32 protein-coding genes and 1 riboswitch are annotated in these 26,125 nt (G+C 35.4%); of the genes, 27 read left to right on the forward strand and 5 right to left on the reverse strand.

Translation table 11 applies throughout. The features are described from left to right. Positions 1-10: 10 nt before the first annotated feature. The 12 genes from BMZ99_RS00815 to BMZ99_RS00870 all read left to right on the forward strand — a co-directional run bounded on the left by BMZ99_RS00815 (position 11) and on the right by BMZ99_RS00870 (position 8,863). Positions 11-1,915: a nickel-dependent hydrogenase large subunit gene (locus BMZ99_RS00815; protein ID WP_090931988.1), complete on the forward strand. Its 1,905-nt coding sequence runs from the start codon at positions 11-13 to the stop codon at positions 1,913-1,915. A 26-nt stretch (positions 1,916-1,941) separates the two neighbouring features. After that, positions 1,942-2,643 carry a Ni/Fe-hydrogenase, b-type cytochrome subunit gene (gene cybH / locus BMZ99_RS00820; protein ID WP_090931990.1) on the forward strand — a complete coding sequence of 234 codons (702 nt, stop codon included), beginning with the start codon at positions 1,942-1,944 and terminating at the stop codon, positions 2,641-2,643. Beyond that, positions 2,640-3,125, forward strand: a complete 486-nt coding sequence (locus tag BMZ99_RS00825; RefSeq protein WP_090931992.1) for a HyaD/HybD family hydrogenase maturation endopeptidase — start codon at positions 2,640-2,642, stop codon at positions 3,123-3,125. The genes cybH and BMZ99_RS00825 overlap by 4 nt, the downstream gene beginning before the upstream one ends. Beyond that, the gene (locus BMZ99_RS00830; protein WP_090931994.1) at positions 3,118-3,492 is read left to right on the forward strand and encodes a hydrogenase expression/formation C-terminal domain-containing protein; all 375 of its coding nucleotides are present in this window, start codon (positions 3,118-3,120) and stop codon (positions 3,490-3,492) included. The genes BMZ99_RS00825 and BMZ99_RS00830 overlap by 8 nt, the downstream gene beginning before the upstream one ends. Before the next feature lie 116 nt (positions 3,493-3,608). Continuing rightward, positions 3,609-3,764, forward strand: a complete 156-nt coding sequence (locus tag BMZ99_RS00835; protein WP_090931996.1) for a DUF1540 domain-containing protein — start codon at positions 3,609-3,611, stop codon at positions 3,762-3,764. Between the two features lie 100 nt (positions 3,765-3,864). Further along, positions 3,865-4,167: a hypothetical protein gene (locus tag BMZ99_RS00840; RefSeq protein WP_090931998.1), complete on the forward strand. Its 303-nt coding sequence runs from the start codon at positions 3,865-3,867 to the stop codon at positions 4,165-4,167. Continuing rightward, positions 4,115-4,633 carry a chorismate mutase gene (gene aroH, locus BMZ99_RS00845; RefSeq protein ID WP_090931999.1) on the forward strand — a complete coding sequence of 173 codons (519 nt, stop codon included), beginning with the start codon at positions 4,115-4,117 and terminating at the stop codon, positions 4,631-4,633. The genes BMZ99_RS00840 and aroH overlap by 53 nt, the downstream gene beginning before the upstream one ends. Positions 4,634-4,663: 30 nt before the next feature. Beyond that, entirely contained in the window at positions 4,664-5,602 is a 939-nt protein-coding gene (locus tag BMZ99_RS00850) for a glycosyltransferase family 2 protein (protein ID WP_090932001.1), read from the forward strand. Between the two features lie 152 nt (positions 5,603-5,754). Continuing rightward, positions 5,755-5,902: riboswitch (cyclic di-AMP (ydaO/yuaA leader) on the forward strand. A 4-nt stretch (positions 5,903-5,906) separates the two neighbouring features. Further along, positions 5,907-6,575, forward strand: coding sequence for a C40 family peptidase (locus BMZ99_RS00855; RefSeq protein ID WP_090932003.1), 669 nt, complete (start codon positions 5,907-5,909; stop codon positions 6,573-6,575). A gap of 267 nt (positions 6,576-6,842) precedes the next feature. Beyond that, positions 6,843-7,277 carry a Fur family transcriptional regulator gene (locus tag BMZ99_RS00860; protein ID WP_090932005.1) on the forward strand — a complete coding sequence of 145 codons (435 nt, stop codon included), beginning with the start codon at positions 6,843-6,845 and terminating at the stop codon, positions 7,275-7,277. After that, positions 7,277-8,005 (forward strand): metal ABC transporter ATP-binding protein, encoded by a 729-nt coding sequence (locus tag BMZ99_RS00865; RefSeq protein WP_090932007.1) that lies wholly within the window; start codon positions 7,277-7,279, stop codon positions 8,003-8,005. Before BMZ99_RS00860 ends, BMZ99_RS00865 begins: the two co-directional genes overlap by 1 nt. Positions 8,006-8,014: 9 nt before the next feature. Next, on the forward strand, positions 8,015-8,863 hold the full coding sequence (locus tag BMZ99_RS00870) for a metal ABC transporter permease (RefSeq protein ID WP_090932009.1): 849 nt from the start codon (positions 8,015-8,017) through the stop codon (positions 8,861-8,863). On the opposite strand, the gene BMZ99_RS00875 is transcribed toward BMZ99_RS00870, so the two are convergent. After that, positions 8,840-9,769 carry a Na/Pi cotransporter family protein gene (locus BMZ99_RS00875; RefSeq protein ID WP_090932011.1) on the reverse strand — a complete coding sequence of 310 codons (930 nt, stop codon included), beginning with the start codon at positions 9,767-9,769 and terminating at the stop codon, positions 8,840-8,842. The two genes, BMZ99_RS00870 and BMZ99_RS00875, sit on opposite strands and share 24 nt — an antisense overlap. 195 nt (positions 9,770-9,964) lie before the next feature. Between BMZ99_RS00875 and yyaC the strand changes: the two genes are divergently transcribed. Both yyaC and BMZ99_RS00885 read left to right on the forward strand, forming a co-directional pair. Further along, on the forward strand, positions 9,965-10,525 hold the full coding sequence (yyaC, locus tag BMZ99_RS00880; RefSeq protein ID WP_090932013.1) for a spore protease YyaC: 561 nt from the start codon (positions 9,965-9,967) through the stop codon (positions 10,523-10,525). Between the two features lie 275 nt (positions 10,526-10,800). Continuing rightward, positions 10,801-11,259 (forward strand): sigma-70 family RNA polymerase sigma factor, encoded by a 459-nt coding sequence (locus tag BMZ99_RS00885; protein WP_090932015.1) that lies wholly within the window; start codon positions 10,801-10,803, stop codon positions 11,257-11,259. A gap of 11 nt (positions 11,260-11,270) precedes the next feature. Here BMZ99_RS00885 and BMZ99_RS00890 read toward each other — a convergent pair whose 3' ends face one another. Continuing rightward, the gene (locus tag BMZ99_RS00890) at positions 11,271-12,824 is read right to left on the reverse strand and encodes a recombinase family protein (RefSeq protein ID WP_090932017.1); all 1,554 of its coding nucleotides are present in this window, start codon (positions 12,822-12,824) and stop codon (positions 11,271-11,273) included. Between the two features lie 260 nt (positions 12,825-13,084). On the opposite strand from BMZ99_RS00890, the gene BMZ99_RS00895 reads away from it, so the two are divergent. The 7 genes from BMZ99_RS00895 (at position 13,085) to BMZ99_RS00925 (ending at position 16,775) form a co-directional block, all read left to right on the forward strand. After that, positions 13,085-13,282 carry a hypothetical protein gene (locus tag BMZ99_RS00895; RefSeq protein ID WP_090932018.1) on the forward strand — a complete coding sequence of 66 codons (198 nt, stop codon included), beginning with the start codon at positions 13,085-13,087 and terminating at the stop codon, positions 13,280-13,282. Positions 13,283-13,407: 125 nt separating this feature from the next. Continuing rightward, positions 13,408-13,596, forward strand: coding sequence for an aspartyl-phosphate phosphatase Spo0E family protein (locus BMZ99_RS00900; protein ID WP_090932019.1), 189 nt, complete (start codon positions 13,408-13,410; stop codon positions 13,594-13,596). A 154-nt stretch (positions 13,597-13,750) separates the two neighbouring features. Beyond that, the gene (locus BMZ99_RS00905; RefSeq protein WP_090932021.1) at positions 13,751-14,098 is read left to right on the forward strand and encodes a hypothetical protein; all 348 of its coding nucleotides are present in this window, start codon (positions 13,751-13,753) and stop codon (positions 14,096-14,098) included. Between the two features lie 211 nt (positions 14,099-14,309). Beyond that, complete coding sequence (locus BMZ99_RS00910; protein ID WP_090932023.1) at positions 14,310-14,567, forward strand: hypothetical protein; 258 nt, start codon at positions 14,310-14,312, stop codon at positions 14,565-14,567. Further along, on the forward strand, positions 14,545-15,423 hold the full coding sequence (locus BMZ99_RS00915; protein ID WP_090932025.1) for an IS3 family transposase: 879 nt from the start codon (positions 14,545-14,547) through the stop codon (positions 15,421-15,423). Before BMZ99_RS00910 ends, BMZ99_RS00915 begins: the two co-directional genes overlap by 23 nt. Before the next feature lie 433 nt (positions 15,424-15,856). Then, complete coding sequence (locus tag BMZ99_RS00920) at positions 15,857-16,315, forward strand: OmpH family outer membrane protein (protein ID WP_090932027.1); 459 nt, start codon at positions 15,857-15,859, stop codon at positions 16,313-16,315. A gap of 298 nt (positions 16,316-16,613) precedes the next feature. Beyond that, positions 16,614-16,775: a sigma factor-like helix-turn-helix DNA-binding protein gene (locus BMZ99_RS00925; RefSeq protein WP_245754753.1), complete on the forward strand. Its 162-nt coding sequence runs from the start codon at positions 16,614-16,616 to the stop codon at positions 16,773-16,775. Here the strand turns inward: BMZ99_RS00925 and BMZ99_RS00930 are convergent. Beyond that, positions 16,764-18,227, reverse strand: a complete 1,464-nt coding sequence (locus BMZ99_RS00930; protein ID WP_090932031.1) for a recombinase family protein — start codon at positions 18,225-18,227, stop codon at positions 16,764-16,766. The two genes, BMZ99_RS00925 and BMZ99_RS00930, sit on opposite strands and share 12 nt — an antisense overlap. A 242-nt stretch (positions 18,228-18,469) precedes the next feature. Here BMZ99_RS00930 and BMZ99_RS26150 point away from each other — a divergent pair, with 242 nt between their 5' ends. Next, positions 18,470-18,637 carry a hypothetical protein gene (locus BMZ99_RS26150; protein WP_175490440.1) on the forward strand — a complete coding sequence of 56 codons (168 nt, stop codon included), beginning with the start codon at positions 18,470-18,472 and terminating at the stop codon, positions 18,635-18,637. 261 nt (positions 18,638-18,898) lie between these two features. Continuing rightward, positions 18,899-19,039: a hypothetical protein gene (locus BMZ99_RS26155; RefSeq protein ID WP_175490441.1), complete on the forward strand. Its 141-nt coding sequence runs from the start codon at positions 18,899-18,901 to the stop codon at positions 19,037-19,039. A gap of 665 nt (positions 19,040-19,704) precedes the next feature. Here BMZ99_RS26155 and BMZ99_RS00940 read toward each other — a convergent pair. Next, positions 19,705-20,217 (reverse strand): hypothetical protein, encoded by a 513-nt coding sequence (locus BMZ99_RS00940; protein WP_090932033.1) that lies wholly within the window; start codon positions 20,215-20,217, stop codon positions 19,705-19,707. Between the two features lie 241 nt (positions 20,218-20,458). Here BMZ99_RS00940 and BMZ99_RS00945 point away from each other — a divergent pair, with 241 nt between their 5' ends. Continuing rightward, positions 20,459-21,988 carry a hypothetical protein gene (locus BMZ99_RS00945; protein WP_090932035.1) on the forward strand — a complete coding sequence of 510 codons (1,530 nt, stop codon included), beginning with the start codon at positions 20,459-20,461 and terminating at the stop codon, positions 21,986-21,988. Positions 21,989-22,050: 62 nt separating this feature from the next. After that, complete coding sequence (locus tag BMZ99_RS00950; protein ID WP_090932037.1) at positions 22,051-22,395, forward strand: hypothetical protein; 345 nt, start codon at positions 22,051-22,053, stop codon at positions 22,393-22,395. 145 nt (positions 22,396-22,540) lie between these two features. Here BMZ99_RS00950 and nadE read toward each other — a convergent pair whose 3' ends face one another. Further along, positions 22,541-24,445, reverse strand: a complete 1,905-nt coding sequence (nadE, locus tag BMZ99_RS00955; protein ID WP_090932039.1) for an NAD(+) synthase — start codon at positions 24,443-24,445, stop codon at positions 22,541-22,543. A 452-nt stretch (positions 24,446-24,897) separates the two neighbouring features. On the opposite strand from nadE, the gene ybaK reads away from it, so the two are divergent. Beyond that, the gene (ybaK, locus tag BMZ99_RS00960) at positions 24,898-25,377 is read left to right on the forward strand and encodes a Cys-tRNA(Pro) deacylase (RefSeq protein ID WP_090932041.1); all 480 of its coding nucleotides are present in this window, start codon (positions 24,898-24,900) and stop codon (positions 25,375-25,377) included. A gap of 34 nt (positions 25,378-25,411) precedes the next feature. Beyond that, positions 25,412-26,080 (forward strand): B3/B4 domain-containing protein, encoded by a 669-nt coding sequence (locus BMZ99_RS00965; RefSeq protein WP_090932044.1) that lies wholly within the window; start codon positions 25,412-25,414, stop codon positions 26,078-26,080. The last annotated feature ends 45 nt before the right edge of the window (positions 26,081-26,125 follow it).

The following is a 26,125-nucleotide window of genomic DNA, read 5'->3' on the forward strand; positions in this document are numbered from 1 at the left end:
AGGATGCCTTATGAAACGTGTTGTTGTTGATCCAGTAAATCGAATAGAGGGGCATTTGCGCTTAGAAGTAGTCGTTGATGAAGCTACAGGTAAAGTGCAAGAAGCATTATCCAGTGGTACTGCATGGCGCGGTATTGAATTAATTCTTAAAGATCGAGATCCTAGAGATGCATGGGCCTTTGCTCAACGAATTTGTGGTGTATGCACTACTATCCATTCATTAAGCTGCTTGCGAGCCGTGGAAGATGCTTTGGGGATCGAAATTCCTAAAAATGCCAACTACATTCGCAATATTATTGAAGCGACGCAAATGGTGCATGATCATATTGTACATTTTTACCATTTGCATGCATTGGACTGGGTTAGTCCGGTAGCAGCTTTAAAAGCAGATCCAGCTGCAACTGCAGCGCTGCAAAATGCAGTATTAGAGAAGTATAATCTAAATGTGAAAGGTCCTATTGAATTTGATACAGAAGCATATCCTAAGGAATTTCCTAAGGCTACGACTGTGTATTTTCGAAGCGTTCAAGAGAAAATTAAAAAAATTGTGGATAGCGGCCAATTAGGTATTTTTTCTGCACAGTGGTGGGACCATCCCGATTATGATGTTTTGCCACCAGAAGTTCATTTGATGGCAGTGTCGCATTACTTAAATATGCTCGATAGACAAAGAGATATCGTTACTTCTCATGTTGTTTTTGGTGGTAAGAATCCTCATCCTCACTATGTAGTTGGCGGTATGCCTTGTTCCATTTCTATGAATGATATGAATGCGCCGATTAATACAGAACGTTTAGCAGTGGTTGATGCATCTATTAATATGACCATTGCTTTAAATAATTATTTCTACATACCTGATGTACTTGCTATTGGTGAAATCTATGTTAAACAGGGCTATGTTGATGGTGGTGGTTTGGCGAAAGAAAGAGTGATTGGCTTTGGGGATTATCCTGATGAAAAATATTCAGGAACCTCCAATGGCGATTTTCATAAAAATTTACTGCTGCGCTCGGATGGAGTGGTAGAGAATTTTGCTCAAGGTGTAGATAAAGCGATCTTTTATCCTTTTGAAGCCAAAGATCTTTCCGATCCCGATGTATTGACAGAAGGGGTTGAACATTCTTGGTATGATTACCCTGAAAAAGATAAAAATAAGGATTTGCATCCATGGGATGGTGTGACCAATCCTAAGTTTACTGCCCCTAAAGAAGGGAGTAAAACCGATTGGAAGTACCTTGATGAAAATGGTAAATATTCTTGGATAAAGACGCCTAAGTGGAGAGGGAAGATGGCCGAAGTCGGCCCGCTATCTCGTTATATTATTGTATATACAAAAGTGAAACAAGGTATTCTTACAGAGCCTACCTGGGTGGAGAAAATGATGGTTGATCAGGTAGATGCAGTATCGAAAATGTTAAATCTATCGCCAGAAAAATGGCTGTTATCCACGGTTGGACGTACAGCAACAAGAGGTTTGGAATCACAGGTAATGGGATATATCAGTAAATATTACCTAGATAAATTAATAAACAATATTAAAGCTGGTGATACTTCCGTTACTAATACCGAGAAATGGGAGCCTAGCACCTGGCCGAAAGCCGCTAAAGGTGTAGGTCTTGTAGAAGCGCCCCGTGGCGCATTAAGCCATTGGGTGACTATTAAGGATGGAAAAATTGATAATTATCAAGCGGTTGTACCATCTACGTGGAATGCGTGCCCAAGGGATAGTAAATCTGGTTATGGTGCCTATGAAACAAGTATGATGGATACTAAGGTGAAAATTGCCGATAAACCATTAGAAATCTTAAAAGTAATTCACTCATTTGATCCTTGTCTGGCTTGTGCTACTCATTTATATGATGCTTCTGGGCGGAAATTAACAGTTGTGCATAGTGATCCTTATTTGAGACTTTAGGAATTGGTAGGTAAGGGGGGAGTATAATGAAAGTTCGTACTGTAGCAGTTTATTACGTTTTTACCATTTGGACGAGAATATTTCATTGGTTAATGGTAGGTGCGATTGCAGTTCTATTTTGCACGGGCTTGTACATTGGGAATCCTTTTTACATTGGTAGCCAAGGGGTAGAGCCAACTTTTGCAGTTAATAACTGGGCGTCAATGTCAACCATTCGTTTTATTCATTTTGCTGCAGCTTACATATTGATGGCATCGTTTATATTTCGAATTTATGGTTTTATTCTTCATAGAGGAGATCGTATGCTTCCGAAGCCTTGGACGAAATTATTCTGGACTGGTATGTTGGATATGGGGCTACATTACAGCTTTTTGCGCTCTGAGCATCGCCCTTATCTTAGAAATTCAATGGCACGTGCAGGATATGGTGGAGTGTATGGTATGATATTTCTAGAAGCTTTTACTGGCTTTGCTATGTATGGTCAGATTAATCCTAATAGCTGGTTATCCAAGTTGTTTGGACCTATTAACCACTTGCTTCTAGATGAATACGTTGTTCATATAATTCATCATTATGTAGCATGGATGATCATTTTATTTGTAATTATACATGTGTATATGGCAACAAGAGCTGACATGAGCGAAAAATATGGTGAGATATCGGCCATGTTCTCCGGTGTTAAGTTTTATGATAAAGAACCTGATGATGTGGGAGATCTTAAAGAATGAAACAGATCACCGTTTTAGGGGTTGGTAATATTTTAATGCAGGATGAGGGGTTTGGTGTTAGAGTTGTAGAACAACTTTTAAAGCAATACTCCTTTCCTCGGAACGTTCAGATCTTAGATGGTGGCACACTTGGCATGGAGTTACTAAGGTTTTTGATTGAAACAGACAAATTGATTTTGGTAGATGCGGTGGCTGGAAGCTTACCGCCAGGATCTCTTTATCATTTTAAAGACAATGAGGTTAAAGCATATTTTAAGGAAAAAGTATCCATGCATGAGCTTGGCATTCAAGATGTTTTAGCGATAATGGATGTAATGGAAAAACCTCTACAAGAAATTATGATACTGGGAGTGCAGCCATTGACGGTTGATATCGGATTAGAAATGACGCCTACTGTAGCTGAAAAAGTAGATGAAATAGTAAAACAGATATTACTAATACTTCATGAATGGCAAATAGAGGTAGTGAAAATTGATGAGTAAGGAAATGAATCAATCGCCAAAGGTCAGAGCGATCTTGTTGGAAATTTGTGGCGCGTTGCAGCGTTTTATTGATACTGGTGAAACTTGGAGTATCTTCATTAATAAAATGTCTTTTGTATTGGAGGAACGACAAGAAATTCGTGATTTTCTAGGGACTGGTCATATTAAGATTGAATTGCTAGAGAGCGCTGAGGCAGCCGAATGGATAGAAAGTGGGATAGCGGGGATCTGGTATGGGGTACATTACGATCAGACAAAGAATCCCATCTTGGAGACAATTGAGATTGGAAAATTTCCTCAGATTGCTTCTTCGCAAATGGAAGATGTACATAAAGGATTAAAAAAATTACAAATTAGATTAAAATGATAGGGAATGAGAAGCTCATGGAGGCTTTTCATTCCTTCTTCTTTTAGACATTTTACTCAATGGATAAAGTATCATGCTTTTTTGTATACTAAGATTGAAAAAAAGGAGGTGAAATCATGTTAGCTGGTGTAAAATGTACGGTTTCAAATTGTAAATATTGGAAGAATGGTGAACACTGCGATGCCTCTGCAATTGAGGTAAATGTGGATGGTGGGGGCAAAGCTGCTAATCAAAGTGAGCAAACGAACTGTAGAACCTTTTATCAAAAATGATCATAGTCATTGGATAAAACCTGGTATAATCCAGGTTTTATCTTTACCATGGTATACATCTTTCTTAAACTTCATATTAATTATGGAGGGGTGAGGGAGTATGAATATTAAAAATTTATATGTAATATATACGAAGGACTGTAAAAAAGAAAAGATTAAGATCGAAGAATATCGCATAAACCAGAAAACAGGCCATAATGATCTATTATTTACCATAGGGAATAAAAAGACTTGGGTTGACGCTCACGATGTTGTACTATATAGGGATCAAGGCAGCGTTTTTTGCTGGAAGGATCATTATGAAGGAATATCTATAGAACTAAATGAGACGAATGTGGTATGCCCCGTATGTGGCTGGTGGAAATGCAGCCATTGTGGTTCATGCTATTGTAATAAATCCTAACCTTTGTATAATGTATAGAGGATATAAAGCCGTTTATATAGAATTATTTATATCTAAAAATGTAATAACAGAGAGGATGATAAATTTGTTGCGTGGTATCCGAGGTGCTACAACAGTAGTTAAAAATGAATCCACTGAAATCATTGAAAGAGTAACAGAACTTTTAATTGCGATAGTACAAGCTAATAAATTCGAAATAGAGGATATAGGTGCTGTTATTTTTAGTTCAACTCCAGATATTAATGCTACTTTTCCAGCGATTGCTGCTAGAAATATAGGGTGGACGGAAGTACCGTTATTTGGAACGCAAGAAATTGATAGCCCAAATGGTGTCCCTCAGTGCATTCGGGTGCTTATCTTATTAAATACAGATCGATCTCAAAAAGGCATTAATCATATATATTTAAGAGAAGCAGTCGTATTGAGACAAGATCTTAAACAGGAGAGCCATGTATCGGAATCATAAAGGTGAGCAGCTAAGAATCGAGGCGAGAAGATGAGGTCAATCTCAATTGTTGTACCTGTATTTAATGAAGAAGAGAACATTCAGTTCTTTTATCAAGAAGTTTGCAAATATATGGAGCCTTTGCCGTATCATTTTGAATTGATTTTTGTAGATGATGGGTCAAAGGATGCGACTCCTTTCATATTGGAAAGATTAGCTCAGCAAGACCATAGAGTGCGAGGTCTTATTATGGCGCGTAATTTTGGGCATCAATTGGCTTTAACTTGTGGACTTGATTATGCTGAAGGGGACGGAGTAATTACCATGGATGGGGATATGCAGCACCCTCCGGAAATGCTGCCCCTTTTGCTAACGAAGTGGGAAGAGGGATTTGAAGTAGTGCAGACCATACGAATTAGTACGGAAGGTGTGCCCTGGTTTAAATCCTTTACTTCAGCTTTATACTACAAAATAATCAATAAATTATCAAAGGTACATATACAAGAAGGTGGTTCTGACTTTCGTTTACTAGATAAAGCGGTGGTTCAAAGTTTTCGTCGATTTAAAGAACGGGCACGCTTTATTCGCGGTATGATTGGAGCCATTGGGTATAAACAAGTTGTTATAGAATTTATTGCTCCAAAGCGCTATGCAGGGACATCCAAATTCTCTCTAAGTAGAATGATGCATTTTGCTTTAGATGGCATTACATCATATTCTAAGTTGCCGCTCCGTTTTGCCTTTTACATAGGACTACTTTTTGCACTTATTAGTTTTAGTGTTACGATGCATGTCATTTATATTAAACTATTTACACTAGAAGCAGTACCAGGCTGGGCAACGATTACAGCAAGTGTTTTACTATTAGGTGGCTTACAATTACTTGGGTTAGGTATAATTGGTGAATATGTAGGACGTATATTTGAAGAAGTAAAACAGCGTCCCTTATATTTGGTTCGAGCAGAATATAAACGACAGAAGCAGGAATAAAAGTGATTTTGCTATTTCTTTATATTTAATATCTAATAATGCGATATAAATTTGTAACCGATGAATTACATAAAACATAGTATAAAATATGTAAAGAAATGATATATTTGGGCAGGATTTTTTAAAAATAAAGCGAATGATATAAAAGTGCAGTTTTATAAATGCCTAATCAAGGCACAGGACCGGGGGAACCACAGTTTTGGGGTGAAACGTGTAGGGCGGCTTTATCATTTGCCTGAAAGTAGGGGGATCTCAACCCTAACCCGTCAGCTAACCTCGGAGGCTAGTGAGAGGGGTATGCATATTGATTAAGTTCTTTCGAGTGGTAGTGTTCTTACTAGTTTTAGTAAGTGCAGGAACCGTAACCTGCGCTGCTGCGGCTTATCATCAAGGTGACCAAGGAGACGATATCGCTAACATTCAAGCACAATTAAATGCTCTTGGTTACAATGCTGGTAGCTCTGATGGAGATTTTGGCGAAATGACAGCAAATGCAGTAAAGGATTTTCAAAAAGACAGGGGCTTGGATGCTGATGGAATAATTGGCATGCAAACATATCGCGCTATTATGGGCAGAGAAATGCCAGTAAGCCGTGACAGTTCCAGTGCTGTTATACGAAGAGTTGTACAGGCAGCATTGAGCTATCAAGGTGTGCCATATGTATTTGGTGGCACGTCACCAAGTGGTTTTGATTGTTCGGGCTTTACTCGATATGTATTTGCGCAAGTTGGAGTATACTTGCCAAGAGCTGCTGATGAACAGTATGGAGTTGGACAGTCTGTATCGTACAATCGTTTACAACCAGGAGATACAGTGTTCTTTACTACATATGAAGCTGGTGCGTCTCATTCAGGTATTTATGTGGGAAATGGAAAGTTTATTAGTGCTACTTCTAGCCGTGGCGTTGTGATTGATCGATTGGATAGTGGTTATTGGGGAGCACGTTACTTGGGAGCGCGCCGAGTCTTATAATGTGGTTTATAGGAGGCAAAATGCCTCCTTACTTTTATTTATTATTTAAATTATGAGTGCAAGAGGATTAAAGCTTGCCAGATAACTTGGGGAGTGAGTCTGTATTTTTATCTTTACCGTATATAAGTTGGTATCAAGTAGGTTATAGTATCATTAGGTAGGAGAAAATAAATCAGTATTCATCTTTTAAGTTTTAAAGATATAATACCTTATTTTTTTACCGTTCTAATAAGAATCTTATTATTTGTAAAAAAGGGAAAGATATTTATGATATATGATGTAATGAAGAAGTTAAAGGAAAAGGGTTATCGCATAACACCCCAACGGCGCATTATTATGGAAAAAATAGTGCAGACTGCAGGCTTATTGACCGCAGATGAAATATGGAACTTGGTGCGTCAAGAATATAGCGATATAGGCTTAGATACGATTTATCGAAATATTAATATGTTGACAGAAAATGGTGTGCTTATACCGATAACTGGGATGGGGAAAGAAAGGACACGTTATGAATTGGCCCATGCAAATCATCACCATCATGTAGTATGTGTAAAATGTGGTAATGCCGTTTGTATTGATTACTGTCCAATTGATGAAGAATTTATAAAATTACTTAGAAAGAGCGGATATGAACTTATTCGTCATAATGTAGAGCTACTAGGTTTGTGTGCAAAGTGTAAACTCTGTGAGGAGAATCGATAATGTGTGAAGTGAAACTGTCTGAAATCCATTTTTCTTATAATACTAATGTTGCGATTGATAATATATCTTTAACTATTTCACAAGGCGATTTTGTTGCTGTTGTTGGTCCTAATGGAGCTGGAAAGAGTACGATGCTCAAGATTATAGCCGGGCTTATAAAGCCAACAAGAGGACAAGTTCAGATAGGTGGGAAAGATATATTTGCTGCAAAGGAACATGGACTAATTGGTTATGTTCCTCAGAATTATGGAAAAAACGCTCAAGGCTTTCCTGCAACTGTAAAAGAGGTTGTTGCTTTAGGTTTAACTTTAGGAGTTGCTGCTGCAAAAAGAAATCATCAGGCTGTTAGTCATATTACGAACCACATGATGGAATTGGTAGGTGTAGATCAGCTACGTGATCGGCGGATTGGTGAACTTTCAGGAGGGCAGCAGCAAAGAGTAATGGTGGCGATGGCGTTAGCTGCCAATCCGCAATTATTGCTTCTAGATGAGCCTACGAGCGGAATTGATTATGATGCTAGTGCCAGAATCTATGAATTATTAGGAACATTAAATAAAAATCTTGGTATTACAATTGTTATGGTATCTCATGATATTGAAAAAGCTGTATCATGGGCAAATAAAGTAGCATGTATTAATCGCAAACTTTGTTTTTTTGGTAGCAGCAAGGAGTTTGATGATACGCATGCCCAAGCACGACACTTGTGGTACTATACAGGGCAGTGAGGCGAAAATATGGAATTTTTTCAATATGATTTTATTCAAAGAGCATTGCTGGCAGGTTTAATTACAGGTATTGTATGTCCACTAATCGGTAGTTTTGTAGTGGTGCGCCGTCAATCTTTGATTGGAGACGGATTAGGGCATATTGCTTTTGCCGGAGTAACAGGTGGATATATGGTAGGGCTGTATCCAGTAGTCGGAGCTTTGATTTTAACGATAGCTGGCGCAGTAGGAATTGAATTAGTTCGCAGAAAGCATACTGAGTTTGCTGATATGGGGTTAGCAATATTCTTTTACGCTGGAGCAGCAATGGCTATTATTTTCAGTACTATGACTCGAATGCCAAGTACAGGATTACTGAGTTTTTTATTTGGTAGTATTATTACGGTATCACTAACGGATGTAATAACAATAGCTGGTGCTGGTACTTTAGTTTTAATTATTGTTTATTTTCTATTTGATAAGCTTATGTTAATGTCTTTAGATGAAGATATTGCACATGTAGCAGGTATCAATACGGGGATGATTAATATGTTATTTAGCATATTAACAGCATTAGTTGTGGTTGTTGGGATGACGATAGTTGGGATTTTGCTTGTTAGCGCCTTGATGATTGTACCTGTGGCGACTGCCCATTTATTACGAGTGGGATTTAAGGCAACGATGGGATGGGCAGTGTTTTTCTCGATGTTATCTGTTTTTATTGGTTTGACATCATCATTCTACCTAGATATTGCTCCAGGCGGTACGATTGTCATGACAGCTATATTCTTATATATTCTTATGACAATCATTAGGCAATACATCGCTTACAAAGAAAAGCGAAAAGAACAGAGTTTATCTTTTCTTGGGGATAAGTAGCATAACTAAATTTGCATATTGGTGTATAATAGGAAGCACTGCCAACGAAGAAATAATATTAAAGAGTGTATGAACGATAGCCACTTGTCCAGCGAAATCCGCTGTAAGACTAGTGGCTATTTTGGTTAGAATACCGGTAATGGGGAAAAAAATAATAACGCCCAATACATTTAGAAGAATATGTGCTACAGCTAAGCGTTTAGCAGCTAAAGAGGCGGTAACTCCAACGATAAAGGATGATAAGCAGGAACCGATATTATTACCATAGACTACATAGGTGGCAGTTGTTAAGTCGATGATACCATCACTGGCTAAGACCATTAACACTCCAGTAGCTGCGCTGCTGGATTGAAATAAAAGAGTGATAATTATACCTCCAACAATGGCGTAAATTGAATTTTCTTGAGATGCTAGTAAATAATCAATGATAGTTGTAAATTCTGATATATTGCTTAGGGCTTCTGATAATATGCTCATACCAATAAACATACTTAATAAGCCAGAGATTGCCATGCCAAAATAACGAAACTTCCGGCAAAGGATTGTGAAAAGCAAAAAGAATAGAAATAAAGGTATGATGAATTTTTCAGGCATTGTAATTGTCATTAGTTGTACTGTTGAGCATGTACCAATATTAGCACCTAAGATAATTCCTAGACCTTGATAAAATGATAAATATTGAGCATGTACTAAGCCTATAGTCAATAGGGAAACGGCAGTACTGCTTTGCATGAAAGCCGCTGCAACAATGCCAACTAATAAGCCGCGCATAGGTGTACTGGTTAGTAGACTTAAAAAAGTTTGTAGCTTTATCCATAATAGTTTTTGAAGCCCAAAACGCATGAAGAAAATACCACCTAATAACAAGGCAATACCAATTATAACCAAAGCAATCATAACATACATTCAATTACCTCCATCTTACATCATGCAATATAATGTATGATGCAAGATGTGATTATAGAAATAAAACCTCTTTGCATATTGTGCAAAGAGGTTTTATTATAGGCATCGAGAGGTTTGCCTTAATGGTCGGCACGGGATATTTTATGGCAAGTAAGCATAGATATTTATTGATATATTAGAAGAGGAGATCATAATATGGGAGAAAAAAACACTGAAAAATTAATTGTGAATGTAAATGATATCATAGTCTATTCTAAAATGTATCACTATATGGTAAATCTATTAAAAAAGCAGGAGGAATTAGAAAGTAGAAAAATTATTATCCTTTGCATTGGTTCGGATCGATATATTGGAGATGCTCTTGGTCCTTTAGTAGGGTCTTATTTAGTAGAACATACAATATGTACTGTATATGGAAATTTAGATACACCTGTTCATGCGGGAAATTTAGTAAATGTGATTGAGAGTATTAAAGAAAAGCATCAACGGCCAATTATTATTGCAGTTGATGCTTGCTTAGGAAAAAATGATGAGATTGGAAATATTGAAATATGGGAGGGTAGCTTGGAAGCTGGCATTGCAGTTGGTAATAAATTGCCATGTATTGGCACCATTTCTATTATTGGTGTCGTAAATGCCAGTGGGTATTTAGGATATTTGGACTTACAGAGTACTCCTTTATCGATTGTTATGAAATTGAGTAAATGTATCGGAAAAGTACTGGGTGATGCAGTAAATTTCATAAAAATCCAATAAGGAAGTACAGTCAGTGTATGCTGCTATTCAGGGAAGAGTCTATCCCATAACATATAGATAATTATAAGAATAGTTGCTAGCAGTAGCTGAAAATCTCCAATATAAGGTTCCATTATATCACTCTCCTTGTGCGATTATATGCTATATCGCCATAAGGTGCAAGTCTTACCGAAAAATAATAATTGATCTAAAGTCGATATACAAAAATTAACAGGCACAAGAATGGCGATTGTTCCATACAATGAAGCAAGTGATTTGCGGGGGTGAAAAATTTGATGTCTTTTTTTATGGCACTGGCGGTTTCTATTGTGAAAAGTCTTTCTGTGCTAGTTTCTTATGTAACCAATAATACGTTTCCCTTACCTCTTTCAGAAAAGGAAGAGCAGATACAGTTGGAGCGGCTGAAGAACGGTGATGAAAATGCTAAGAATGTATTAATTGAGCGGAACCTAAGATTGGTGGCCCATATTGTTAAAAAGTTTGACAACACTGGTGAGGATACGGATGATTTAATTTCTATTGGTACAATTGGTCTAATAAAGGCAATCAATACGTTTGACGTTGCTAAAAAAATTCGTTTAGCGACTTATGCAGCGCGATGTATTGAAAATGAAATATTAATGCATCTAAGAAGTACTCGGCGAACTCGTGCTGAAGTTAGTTTATATGATCCTATCGGCGTAGATAAGGAAGGTAATGAATTAACGTGCTATATTTATCGGTATGAGATATAATCATTTGGTAATCATTGAGGTAAACGGGGACGTAAGACCAATGTAAATGTGTCGCCTTTTTGCCATTTTTCTTTTCTGTATGTCGCATACTCTATGACTGATTTTAAAAATTTATTCTTTTCTGTAGGATCATTGGATTTTTCATAGATTTTTAAAACTTTTTCGATTTTAGGAATAATATCTCTTCTACTTTCTTCATGTAGTATTTCCTTAGACAATGCAAGTTCTGCTTTGTCTAATTTTTTTTGTGCAGCGTCAATTTTTTCGGAGAGCTTAATTAATCTTTCAAAATATGTAGCAGCGTTATAAATTTTTTTCTCTAAGAGGTTATGTAAGTTATCTTTTTGCTGCTCTAGTTCTTTTAGTTCTTTTTTGAGATTTTGGTGAGCTTTTTCTCTAGCATTAACAGTACTACGTTCTCCTTTTGGCATGAAGATTTCCCATTGAGCGCAATAGTCATCAAGCCATAGCTGTAAACCTTCAAGCAGTTTTTTCTCAACATATTCAAAACGGCAGCTTTTATTAAGACAATGCCTGTTGTAACACATTAAATGTGGAAACTGCTGATGCTGATAAGGTCTATAAATCATAGAACCGCCACATATATCACATCTAATTAATCCGGCCAGCGGATTCGTGATCCCACTTAGCAACTGATAAGGTGGATGATATTTTCTGGACAACATATTCTGTACTTGCTCGAATTCTTCGAGAGTTATATATGGCTCATGGCAATCATATATCCAAATTTGTTCTTCCCTGGGGCGATGCCTAGTTTCTCTGCCAGTACGCGTAGTAGATTTCTTAGATGCTACTTTTTTCCAGGCGTTTACGCCAGCGTAAGCAGGGTTTTTTAAGATTGCTAAAACTGATGAGGCGGACCATTTCTTACCTGAATAAGATGGATATCCCATTTGATTTAATTCATTGGCGATCTTGTTTGTTCCCATATTAAATTGATATGCTGTCCAGATTAAGTTTGTTGGTTCACGTTGTTCTGGATGCTTAATTAAGTATCTCTTATGATCTTTTTTCTCAACAAGGTATCCATATGGCGGAATTGCACCCAGATAATTTCCTTCTTCAAGTGAGCGAATTCGGCCGCCTTGTAAACGCCTGGTAATAATTTTTAACTCTTTGCGAGCCATAAAAGATTCAAACTCTGTATATTCTTCATCCCATTCATTATTTAAGTCATATATTTTGCGGGGGGTTATGATCTTAGTCTGTGCTTGCTTAAAGGTTTCTATAATTAGACCTTGATCTTGCATTTTGCCGCGTCCAAGTCGATCGATGTCCATGCAAAAAACAGATTTCCATTTTCCTAATTCAATTTCTTTCAATAAATTTAACATTTCAGGTCGATGAATGATGCTTTCTCCGGAGACAACTTCTTCAAATATTTTGGTGACGGTAATTCCATGCTCAGCAGCTATTTTAAATAAGGCTTTTTTGTGTTTGGCAAGTGTTTCTCCGTCTCCTTTTGTTTCTGCCTCTTGATCTTCTCTAGATTTGCGAAGATAAAAGCAAGAAGGCTCTAAATCTTTGTTAAGCTGATTGTTCAAATTATCACCTTCTTTTTGTTGCCATATGGCTGTTAATCAATCTTATAAACATATGGTATCTGATAGTAACCTAGAACAAAAATATACTTATACTAGGAAGTTTTGCGTTAAGGCAGCAGTTTCTCTATGATTGTGTTGGCTTTTAGTCATTATTAAGAATTGTTTATTCTAAGGAATTCAATATAATATGGTGTGAATGATGGTTTAATAGGGTCGTCCTTCGTAACTATCTTCATATATATAATCGAGGTGAAGATTCTATGGAAGAAAAATATGATGCTACATATTATCTGGAAAATACGATCGTTCATATTATTTCCCCCATTTATATGACAGAAGCAGAAAAAGAAAAGGTACTTTGTGAGTTTTATCGTCAAGCATGGAATATTTGGAACTTATTACCGGTTAAAGAGCGGCTTCGAATTAATAATGAGTATGATAGGAAGCAGTCGGTTTGATGGATAGCTGATTACGCTAAATCATTTAAAGCAGTAGTAGCTGTATTAGAATTAGCGTGGCCTGCAGTACCAGATGAATAAAAGATTTCTTTATCGTCAACACTATTATAAAGGATGGTGTTTATATGCCTGAGGTAGAAGAAATTTTAAAAAAAGTTGAAGAATTAAGAGACAAATTAAATAAAGTGGCTCAAGAAAAAAATGAAAAACTTACAGATCCTAAGATCATCGCTGTTAGTAGGGAGTTAGACAGTTTGCTTAATACATATCATAAACTAATGACAAATAAAATGATAAAGTTAAAAAAGCTCTAATTTGATTTTACTGAATTTTTTATTTATTAAAGGAGAAAAAATATATTTGCCGAAATTACTAAAAAGAAGATTAAAACAGCAACTAAATAATAAAGTCATAGTGAGATGAATTTCACATAAAATAAAGTAAAGAATTTTAGGGGGATAAGAGGACATGGAACATGTGGTTAGTATTACAAATACCTTAACGTCAATCTTTAGCGGATGGCAGAGTAAAAAAGAAGATCATCTTATGGCGTATCTAAATACATATTTATTTTTTCCACAATGTGAAAAATTTATCATTAATACTATTAATGAGTTGCAAATCGGAAATACAACGGGATTGGAACAAATTTATAAAGAGCTAAAGCAAGAGGGAGATGTTACCTTAGCTCAAAGTGTAGATTCTTTAGTAAGTGGAAAATTTACTTTATCTAAAGAATCATGTCTGCTGATAGAATCGTATGTTAAGAGTGAAACTTTTTACAAAGAGATAGAAAAAACATTAATGAATGATTGATATTAGTAGTAATACAAGGTGGTCGTAAGGAGGTATAATGGTGTCCCTTGCAATAAGAAAAAACTCCTATAAATCTAGTCTGCCCCCCTAGATTGGGACAAAAAGAAAAAGCATCTCTTATGTCGTATAGTAACACTATATTACATGAGAGGTGTATTTTTGTGGCAAATAAGGCACATTACCCACCGGAGCTAAATGGAATGCGGTTAATATGAAATTAGCTGGTCACAGTGTCTGCGATATCATAAAAACTTTGGGAATTAAACATAAGACACAAATAAAAGTATGGATGAAATGGTATCGCGCTGATGAAACACATCCTTTTCATCAGCCCCTAGGCAAACAATACACGTACAATAAGGGAATAGAGGAATTATCAGAGGTTGATCGCCTAAAGCTCAGAATTAGGCAACTTGAAATGCATAATGAAATTTTGGGAAAGTTAAATGGGATCTTGGAAAATCACTAAGAAGCAGCTCGTAGAAATGGTCAAGTCGCTTAAGAGTAAATATCCAATTCGAGAAATGCTAGCCTTTCTTGAGATCCCCAAAAGCAGTTACTACCGCTGGAGAAACAAGCCGGATGACAGAAACGAGCATGAACTGATTGAACGTATTAGAGCAATTTGTAGTAAGCACAAAAGGCGCTATGGGTATAGGCGTGTTACAGAGGTTCTAAGAGCTGAGCATCAACTAACTATCAACCATAAGCGTGTCAGCCGTATTATGGCTGAAAACCATCTCCAATCCCGAATCCGACGCAAAAAATTTGTCCATTTCAAATCGGACGTAATCGTTAAGAAAGAAGATTTGATCAAGCGACACTTTAAAGCAGATGCCCCTAATCTAAAATGGTATACCGATGTTTCCACGATTACCATCGGCGAAACCCATTTATATCTTTCAGCCATTATTGATGGATTCAATAATGAGGTAATTAGCACTGTAGTGAGTTCTTCTCCCAATTTAGAACTTGCTTTTGAAACGGTAAATCAGGCTATCCAAGGCCGAAAGATTGATAACTTGATTCTGCATTCTGATCAAGGCAGCTTATATACATCGACAAAGTTCCAGGATTTCTTAAAAGAAAAGAACATTATCCAAAGCATGTCCCGGGTGGGTGTCTGCTATGATAATGTTCTCATCGAATCATTCTTCTCACATTTGAAGACAGAAGCCTTCTATTCTCAAGATTTCACCGCTACCAACGAACAAATCATTGAGATTGTGGAAGAATACATTTACTATTATAACAATGAACGGCTACAATTGAAATTAAATAAACTGTCCCCGATAAAATATCGAGAGCAGCTACATACGGCATAAGACTTTTTTTGATTCCTACTTTGGGGGTTCAGACTAATAAGATAGGAGTTTTTTCTTTAGTGAGTTTCAAATCGTTACTCTAAGTTTATAAATTTGGTGATAAGAATTTAATATTTAAAATTATTGTCACCAAATTGTAACAAAAATATTGTATAATTATTGAAGAATAAAATGAAAGGAGTAATTGAGTAAATTCATGTAAATTTATTAATATAACATGAGAGCAGAAATTATTCGCAAGGTCAATGACACTTCAGTTTTGTGCTTTGAAGTACTAAACTATCAGCTAAATTAGTGAAGGTGGTGACGGGGGCTTTCACAAACATACATATGGATATGCATTGATCTATGTAAGTCAGATGACCAATTGTTCAATTTATTATTGAATATAGTATAAAAAATGTCATTTTTATGACGGAAACGAGGATGAATGATGAAAATCAACTGCAAACAAATTAAAAACATCTTTTTAGGAACTTTCTTACTCTTGAGCATAGTGACAATTGTTCAACCTAGTACAACGTATGCTGCCTCCAAGGAAAATGCTTTTCAAATTGGTGTAGTGAATTATCAACTTTTAATCCAACAGCATCCTGATGCAGCTAAAGCTCAAGAAACAATGAATGCGGCAGTTGCGCAAGCAAAAAGCGATTTAGATTCAAAGTCAGTCAATATGAACGATCAAGAGAAGCAGGCGTATTACCAACAGCTTCAGCAAGGTCTTGCAATTAAAGAGAAAGATTTGTTGGGAGCTCTGCAAAATAAAGTAGATGTTGCTGTTGCAGCAGTTGCTAAAGCTAAAGGTTTAGCAACTATAGTGGATAAAGGCAGTGTTGTTTATGGTGGTCAGGACATAACTGATGATGTAATGAAAAAGATTACGGGCAAATAATGATGCCTTTGGGAGTTAAAAAAGGTCTGAGTCAAGCTTATTGAGCAAATGTTGTAAATAGCATAAAAACAAAGAGCCTATTGCGGTAAAAAACGTAATAGGCTCTTTGTTTTTATGCAAAAGGGGCTCAAAATTAATGATGAGTATGAGAACGGCGCTGAAATTGATATTAAACAGATAATATAATAATGGAAATGAAATTACATTAATTGATGTTTTAGGAACAGCGCCTGATGTAGTAGCTGAAGCGGTAGAAACGCAATGCGAGCATGAGCGATTAAATAAACAAATTAATCGTTTGAGCAGCAGAGAAAAATGGGTATTAGAAATGCGATTTGGTATGCCAAATGGTAATCGAAAAACGCAGAGAGACATTGCAAGGATGCTAGGTATTTCTCGTTCCTATGTCTCGCGAATTGAGAAACATAGGATGCTAATGACAAAAAAGTTAATTACCTAAATACCAATCAAGATGATTTTTAGATTTTGTTACATAAATAGTGTAATGAAGTTTTAATAAAATATCACGTTTTGTTTGGAATGAAGCATTATCCATGATCTGGTCTGCAGTTAGATTTGATGCTTCTATGAAAGAATCTATTCTTTTCCCAGAAATAGTCGCTAGAGCAGTTGCTGTTGAGACTATTTCTTTCTGTACCTTTTGTAACTCTTTTTCTGCAATGGTGCTATCGATTATATTGTCTCGAAACCAGCGCATGATAGCAGAGCGTTTTTTGGATAACTCGTCATAATAAGAAGTCAGATGCTCTAATTGTTTGGTAGTGGTCTCTATTTTTTTTTCATTAGGCGTGTATAGTGTGATTGGGAGCTTATCTTTTAAAAAAGAGCATAAAGCTTTCCAGATAGATTCTTCAATTATGGAAGCTGGAATATGCATGGTAGTACACTTGTCTGTTTTTAGATACCAGCTTTCCATATTTTTATTGCACACATAATATTTATACTCAATCCCTTTTTGTACGCGGCAAATGCCTGTCATAGTGCGGTTGCAGCAGCCGCATTTTATGATACCACGCAGTAAATAGTCATGCCTTGTATTACGGAGTGAAAGGAGTCTATTTTTAATAAGTGCCTTCTGAGTTGCCTCCCATAGCTCTTTTGTTACAATTGCAGGAACTTGTATAGGGATCCACTCTTCTTCAGGACGAGGGATTATTTTGGTTTTATATTGGCTCATTTTTTTGCCATAATGTTTAAAAGACCATTTTGTACCTGAATACATTTCATTTATGAGAATTCGATGAATATTCGAAAGAGTAAAAGGTTTATTCTTTCGATTTACGATTCCCATGCTTTTAAATTCCAATAGAATATCTCGCAGGCTGTATTGTTTCTTTCCACAGAGATTATACATTAATTTAATGATAGCTGCTTCCTTATCATTAATGATATACATACTATTGTCTTTATCATAATCATAACCAAAAGCCTTGTCATTAAATACAAGTTTGCCAGATAAAGCTTTTGTTCTTTTTCCTCTCATTGTACGTTCGCGAATCTTTGCTTTTTCAAATGCTGATATGGCACCGCGAATAGAAAAGAAGAGGCGTCCTTCAGGGGAGGCATCATAATCATGAGTAATAAAAATCAACCTGGTATCGGCCTTTTCCATCTCATCGGCTAAGAGCAATTGATTGGTAAGATTACGGCTTAATCGATCAGGGTCATAAATTACAATAGATTCAATGCGTTTATTTCGTATATCTTCCCGCAAGCGATCTAGAGCAGGACGCTCTAAATACTCACCACTATACCCATCATCAATATACTCTTCTATATGGAGCGCATTCATCTCTGTTAAACGGCTGCGACAAGAAGATACTTGATCTGTCAGTGAATAGCCTTCTACTTGCTCAAGTGTTGAGACTCTGGCATAAATTGCGTTCATCATAACACTCCTATAATTTAGATTTGGAATATGATTCACTAATCCTATTTAAATGTACACAATTTATATTTCTTTTATGAATTTTTATCGAAGGGCATCTTTCAATAAAGCAGCTACAAAAAAATGAAGATTTCAGTAGCTGCTTTGTTGTTAATAATTGTTGACAAGTTTTTTGGGGATTTCTCAAGTAACTATAGTAATGTTGGAAAAGCTGTAAAGCATAGGTAATATAGGAGGTGTAGCATATGATTGAAGAGAAAAAGGGAAAGTACATAGTCAGATGGCATGGTGTTAAAGATAAAAAGAATAAAATGTATTCTCCAGAGCAGGTGCCAAGAGATATGATAGATTCAATTATACATATAATTTTAGAAGAAACAGCGATTACTAGACGAGAGAACAATGTTCAATAGTCTTTAAAAGAAAAAACATGATAATGACAGCCCAGTTACCGTTTGCCAAAAACGAAACCCACAAGTAACCCTAAATATGTAAATATATTCTTGTAATGTCATTTGTCGTATGTAGCTTAAATACAAGAGGTACCAAAGCTTATAGAACTTTCTTAGAATAAGAATGTTCTATAAGCTTTGGTTTGATAAAAGTTAAATTTTATATAGAATTGGCGCAATTGTTTTGTTACTTTCATAAGATATTACAAAGGAGATGATGAGATGAGGAAGACAACGAAACCGCCTCAGAAGACACATGATGTTTCTTCTAAACAGGGAGAGAAAGGCAAGACAAAGGCATCATGGCCAAGTTCCAAAGGAAATACAACCTCTTCGGCAGAATCTAGAGAATCTGAAAAATAAATAATAGGGCGACACCTTGGGGGTGCCGTCTTTTTTGTATTTGTATTTTTTACTAAAAATTTTTTATCATTTGCGTCTCGCGAATTGAGAAGAAAGCCATTGGTAAATTGGGAAAAAGCCTATCGGCAGAGGATAGCTAAACCTAAAGTGAGAATTGAGACATGAATTATCCTAGAGATTTATAAAAAGTGCTCTATAAATAAAGATGACATTAAACGTAGGTATTGATCACCTCCAGCTTGGTAGATCTTAAATTGCAGGATAATAATATCTTTTGCCGAAAATTTTATTATAAAAAGTCAAATCGATAAATAAAATATATGATATTGGTAATGAAGAATCAGTTGTTGAAGGAGAAAAGGATATGTTCGTACTAAATTTTTTATCGTCTCATAATGAAAAATTACTGAAGGATCGAAAAAAACGTTACAATTCGATAAAGCAATAACAAAGAAATTCTCAGAACTTACTACGCAAGATCTAAGCCAGCAAAACCCTGATATAAAAACAATAGAAGAATTAATCGACTTTTTTGAAATCGTTTATGATAAAACCGTACATATCGAAGATACAGTCACTGTAATTTATTTTTCTGAAATTTTCAAAGAATAATAAAAAGAAAAGAAATCCTGTTCACTTTTAATTAGCGAATAGGATTTCTTTTCTTAAGAGTGGATTGTTTGAAAGATTTGAGTAATTTGCTCATTGAGCATAGATGAAAAAGTATCAACAGCCGATAAAGCTTCTGTGCCATCAGGCTTAGTTATAGTTTTATCAACAATGTATGCATTCGTTGCTGCTGAAAACGCCTTGAGATCCAATGACACATCTAGAGGGTGGATGGTAAAAAGCATAACATAATTAACATGGGCAGCACTTGCATATGTAGATAATAAATCAGGGGTGGCTGATAACGTATTAGTAATGCCAGAACGCGTAAGATCACGTAATACAGCATTTCCTGATTGTACTTCGCTACCAAGAAATAACGCGTTAATCTTAAAACGAATTACCTCATTAAGTGCCTTCGTGAGAAAGTCAGTTCCGGGAACATAGTAACCTGATGTGTCAACATATAAAGCAACAGCAATCATTGCATTATCTTCAGGAGATGCTAAACACAATGATATATTCAGCAGGAATATAATCAAACAAAATAAGATTGATTTTTTTAACATGATTACACCTCAATTTACTTAAAATCAACAATTTACTTAAAATCAACAATTTACGAAAAATATTATAACATATCTACTTGTTCTTAGATATATTTAAAGACAATAAAATGCAATTCGAATATTTGAAGAAATATCAATTTGCTTTTTACTGGTTGAGTATCAGGAAAAATGGTATAATAATCTGTAATGTTGCAATAACTGCTTTTTGGAAGCTATGCTTTAAAGGAGAAAATTATACTTAATGAAAAAAAATGTGTATGATCAGGTACAACTTTTTTATGATGAAGCAATTGTGTGGGAACCTATCATTCATCAAGAGTGGGTAGAAGGATTCTTACGTCAAAAGGCTTGGCAGGGAATTAGCGATGATAAACTTAAAGATATATGGCATCAAATACAATTTTTGGTTCTTTATTTAACTCATTTTAACAATGAGAACTTAGATGAAATCAGTTTAGAAGAATATAGCTTTATTGTTAAGTGGCTAAGTGAAAATATAAGTAGTTTTAAAATGACATTAAAATCAGTTCGTCATTTCTTTAATATTCTTATTGAATTTTATACGCATCTTTATATCAAAAAAAAGATTTTAAATCTAGATGAAATCAAAGAAGCCGCACAAGAAATCAGCGGTGGAAAAAAAATCAATCTTCTTAAATCCCAAGCAATTATAGATGGGTTGAAGAAAATGGAAAATGCTAGTGAGCATTTTGATGATAAAGCACCTTTTGGTATCGTTATTGGCGAAGCTGTTGAAAGCTTAATGCTTAAGCTTGGGAAATATTTTCAGCAACAGGAGTTTACGGAAGATTTTGAACGTGCTTTATATTTATACACAGGTCCTTTTGATAATGCAGCCGAAGAAGTTGAAGAGGACTTTTGGTTAGGATTTTGGGATTATTTTTTATTCGATTATCATTTATTAGACAATGATTTAAAGCCTTTAGAATATTTTAACACTACGTGCGGTGAGCGGCTCACGCCAGACGAATATAAAATTTTACAAAGTTTATTAGGATCTAGCTTTACGGTTTTCTATATAAATAGAATTGTTAGTCAGGATTTAGTGGAATGTATTAATTTATTTACTAACGAAACATTCCAGTTACCAACACCTGATTTTAATTATAAAATATTGAAAAATTTATTGTTTTTTGGACATATTTTTTCTCAGGGTTTAGTTATGATTAATTATGTAACAAGCTTGGAAGTTAGCATAAATCTTAGAAAACGCATTAAAGATGAAGTATTGCGTCAAAAGGAAATATTTATGATACAAAAGCCAGAAGCGAGTTTAATGGATTTTTTTAAACGGCATGCGCTTGTTGTTCGTCATACAGTTAATATTCTAGTTACCCTTGCTAAAGTTAACGTGACACCTTTGAGTCAATTAGAACGTAGTTACCCCATTATCAAAGAAAAGCGCATAGCAAAAGAGTCAGTAAAGAGTTTGTTGCATAATTTAGTAGTTGAATATGGACTTTCTCGTTTTGATGAAGGATTACTTGAAAAAATGTGGTATGATTTTTGTCAATTGAGCGTTGTTAATGTGCGCAAACCATTAAATTGGGCAGTTGGATTGCTTTTAGCTTATACCCAAGTTAATGGTGTTATTAATATTGCAATGAATCAAGTTGCAGAAGAGAAGGGGATCTCACTAGCTAGTATCTATAAAATAAGGACGCAATTATTTGATGTATTGCAGTTAGAAAATTTTGATCCACGTTATTTAAGTGAGGATGGATTTGTAATTTGTATATTTGCAGAGTAATATAGGCATCAATTTCAATACCAATAGCAGAGGTGAAACCTTTGTTGTGCTAGGAGGTAATCATGAAATGTAACGTTTGTGGCGTTGAAATTCAGTCAGACGAGCAGCAATGTTCTAAGTGCAACGAGTTAAAACATAAAGTTCAAATACTAAGTCCAGAAGAAAAACAGGATTTTTCAGGTCTTACTATTGAGCAAGATCCAGAAAAGCAATCTGCAGGATATAATGATTATCGTGGAAACCAGCGAATTTATGTAAAACATGTAAATTTTAGTATGGGACAGACGGGCATGCTTACAAAAATACTCTTTGGTATCATTATAGCAGGGTTGTTAATTGTTGCGTTGCCGATTGCCCTTTTTATTGTCAGTATAGTAATGTTCACTTTATATTTTATGCGTAAATAAAATATAAAGTGAACAATATGGTATATGGCTAAAAGGCTAGATATTCTAATAGTTGCGATCTATTAGAATATCTAGCCTTTTGGCATTCAAAGAAGTGACTTTGAGGATCGGATATGATTCACAATAAAGCTGACTTAGCACTCCTTTATTCGTGCAAGAGTCTTTCTTTTATTAGTTGGTAATTCATAGTAAAGTAGAATCCATTTTGGGCTTCACGGTGATCGAAACCATAGGCTCTCCGACTTATCGCCAAGACAGGAGGTGCTTGGATTCTTTTAGCAACACCCATGCCAGTATAGAGTTTCCACCACCGTTCTAAATCGCTAATAAATTCTTGAGTAGTGGGAAACAAAGTAGCTACGAGACCTGATTGACAACCAAGTTTTTCTTCCAGTACTCCTTCCTCGTACCAAAGCAGTATATCTTCAGGAGTTCTGCGATTCCAATGTTCCATAAAAGCTTTAAATAGATAATCATGATAAGGATAAATGATGGGATCTCCTTTACCTTCATCAACAGATTGATCAAAAGAAAGCTCAGCACTTGGAACAAGATCGATGATCTCTTGGGGGATTACTTCTTTTTTATAGATTTCATCGTTTAAAAAGCGGGCCAATTCATAGATTTGATATTTCCAGAGGTCGGATAAAGCAGCAAAAAATCCCCCTAAGTCTCCATAGAGTGTGGAGTAACCAACTGTCATTTCACTTTTATTAGCATTGCAGGTAAAGCCTGCTCCAAAAGCAGCGGCAACACCCGACAATACACGTGATGAGCGGTCACGGGCTTGAATATTTTCGATGACAAAAGGACTTATTACTAATGTTTGTTTTTCTCCATTCTTTTGATTAATTATAGGACTATTGCTAAGTTGCTGTATCGTATCATCAACAACTTGTTGTATTGGGATGATCGTGTAAAGGCAACCTAGATTTTTTGCTAATTTTGCAGATAAATCTTGTGTTGTTTTTGAATTAAATATACTAGGCATATTTACTAGCAAGACATTTTCTGGTCCGAGGATTTTCGCGTAAAGAGCTGCGCTGACAGCTGAATCAATCCCTCCAGAGGAACCAATGACTACTTTTTTTATTCCAATTAAATTTAAAAAGGACTTTGTACCATATGCAATGCTTTGAAAAATAGTTCGAATGCTCCGATCATCATTTGGGATGAGAGTAGATGAGCACGTTACATTATCCATTGTAAGGTGTAAGTCAGTACACGTTAAAGCAGGTGAAAAGCTGGGGCAATATTCAATAATATCACCTTTATGATTATAGACCGTACTGCATCCATCAAAGGTATAAACGGTTTTTCCATTATTTTGTATACCTATATTGTTGACATATACCAAAGGTGCATTTACGCTTTTTGCTTGAGCAGAGAAAATGCGGTTACGTTTGTTATTTTTACCTATGGTGTAAGGTGAACTGGAGATATTGACAAATAAATCAACAGGACCATTTTGCTGAAGAGCGGTGATTGGCTTTACGGCATAATCGTCACTCCAGCCATCTTCACAAAGTAAACAGCCAAGATTGAGTTTTTGATTGTCTATCTTAATAGTCACAGGCTGTAAAAGTTGATTAATAGTTAGGCCTAACTCAATTGCCAGTTTACGTAAACTATAGAAATGACGTGTATCCTCAAATTCCCGATAATTAGGTTGCAGTGTTTTAATGCGGAAGGGATAGGGAAAATTATCATTACCTAGGAGTCTGCCTTGGTATGCAACAAAACATGCATTATATTTACGAATCCGACCATCATCATTTACTTTATTCCAATCAACTGCTATATTTCCAAAAATAATACAAATGTCACTAGATGCTGCAATAATTTGTTGCCCATATGCTTCGCAGTCCTTTAAAAATGTAAGCTGTTCCCATGTATCTCCCAAGAAATAACCTGGAATAGACATTTCAGGAAATATGATAATTTGAGATTGCTGCTGGCGAGCTTGGTCAATTTGAGTGAGCATGGCTCTGGTATTTATATCTGGTCGACCAGGAATAATTTCGATTTGCGCTAACGCTATTTTAAGCAAAGTTAAATCACCTCTTTTTTTAAGTTACAAAATGCTATTTATATAAACCTCAAAATCTATTTTGTAAAATATATAAATTCGATATTAGGCAGTGATATCCTGCCCATGTATAGGAAAAGGAAGAAGCTTAAGAGAATTTTTAAAGAAATATTTAAAAGTAAAGAAACAAGCCTAATCAATAAGCAGGATTTTTGGTCAACTATTTATAATTTATATAATAATAAATATAAACTTTAGAAGAATACATTTATTTTATAAAAATAAGTAAGTCTTATTTCTAAATTAAATGATTGTAATAAGCCAGTTTTCCTTCTATGTAAATACATTTTCTATCGTTATTGACAAGTAGTATTAAGAATACTATACTGTGTAAAATGTGAAATTTATAATACCTAAAAAATGTAGTAAATATTTAATATACTTTATTGCATTGAGTGAATGAGGGAGATCTTTTGAAGAAAACGAATGCTGCTCGTATTTTAGATGGATTAAAGATTAGTTATGAATTACGCGAATACAAAGTAGATGAGAGTGATTTAGGAGCCGAAAATGTTGCAAAAAAAATAGAAGTTCCGATATGGCAGGTTTTTAAAACATTAGTTGTTAGTGGTGATAAAACAGGAGTAATTATGGCTTGCATACCTGGTAATGCTGAGCTTAAATTAAAAGCGTTGGCCGCGATTAGTGACAATAAAAAGGTGGAGATGGCTCCTTTAAAAGATGTACAAAAATTAACTGGGTATATTCGAGGTGGTGTTTCGCCTTTAGGAGGCAAAAAACAGTATCCAGTTTATATTGATAATAGTATGATAAAATGGCCGTATATAGCGGTTAGTGCTGGAGTTAGAGGGTGTCAAATACTGGTGTCTCCTAATGATTTAGTATTTGCAACAAAGGGCGAATTATGTGAGATCGCTCGTGATATGGAATAGTAATAATTTGTTTATTTTCCTATGGAGGCGTATTATGAAGTTTGATATTCATGACAATGTAAAAAATGTTAATCCTAAATGTACTTTAGGCTATTTAGTAATTCGTAATATTGCAGTACATGGCACACCTCCATCATTGGCTCAAGAGTTTTTTCATTTACAAGTGGAGGCTGCTAAGTTTTACAACATAGAGGAATTAATGGATATTCCTCCTATACTTGGTGTAAGAAGCATATATATAAAAGTAGAATTTAATCCTTTAAGGCATAATGCTTTTTCTGAAGATGTTGTCCGTCGTGTGATACAAAGAAAAGGATCAGACTATGTAAATAGCACTGTGATGATTAATCAATATTGTGCGATTAAGTTTTTGTTGCCATTTGGTTTATATGATTTAGACAAAATTGATGGTGATATACGTTATGAACTGGGGGCAAAGGGCGTTTTGGTAAATCTGGATGGCAATCCTGTTGCTGGAGATGAAATACCATTTTTAGTCGATGCTAAAGGAGCATTTGGTAATTTTAGCTCTGATGCTTTTCGTACAAAGGTAACACTGGCAACTCGTAATATTTTGGTCGTAATATACGCAGATGAAGAAGTAGCGATGGATGAACTTAATAATATTCTTGACTTTACCAAAGATATGATTCTTTGCAATGATGGTGGGACTCTGGAGAAACAAGGGATTATTAAAGTATAAAAGATGTTATGAGTAAATAAAAAGGCTTTGCTTTAGAGGAAAGGG

The sequence above is a fragment of the Pelosinus propionicus DSM 13327 genome (assembly GCF_900114615.1).
In the GTDB taxonomy this organism is placed as follows: Bacteria; Bacillota; Negativicutes; order DSM-13327; family DSM-13327; genus Pelosinus; species Pelosinus propionicus.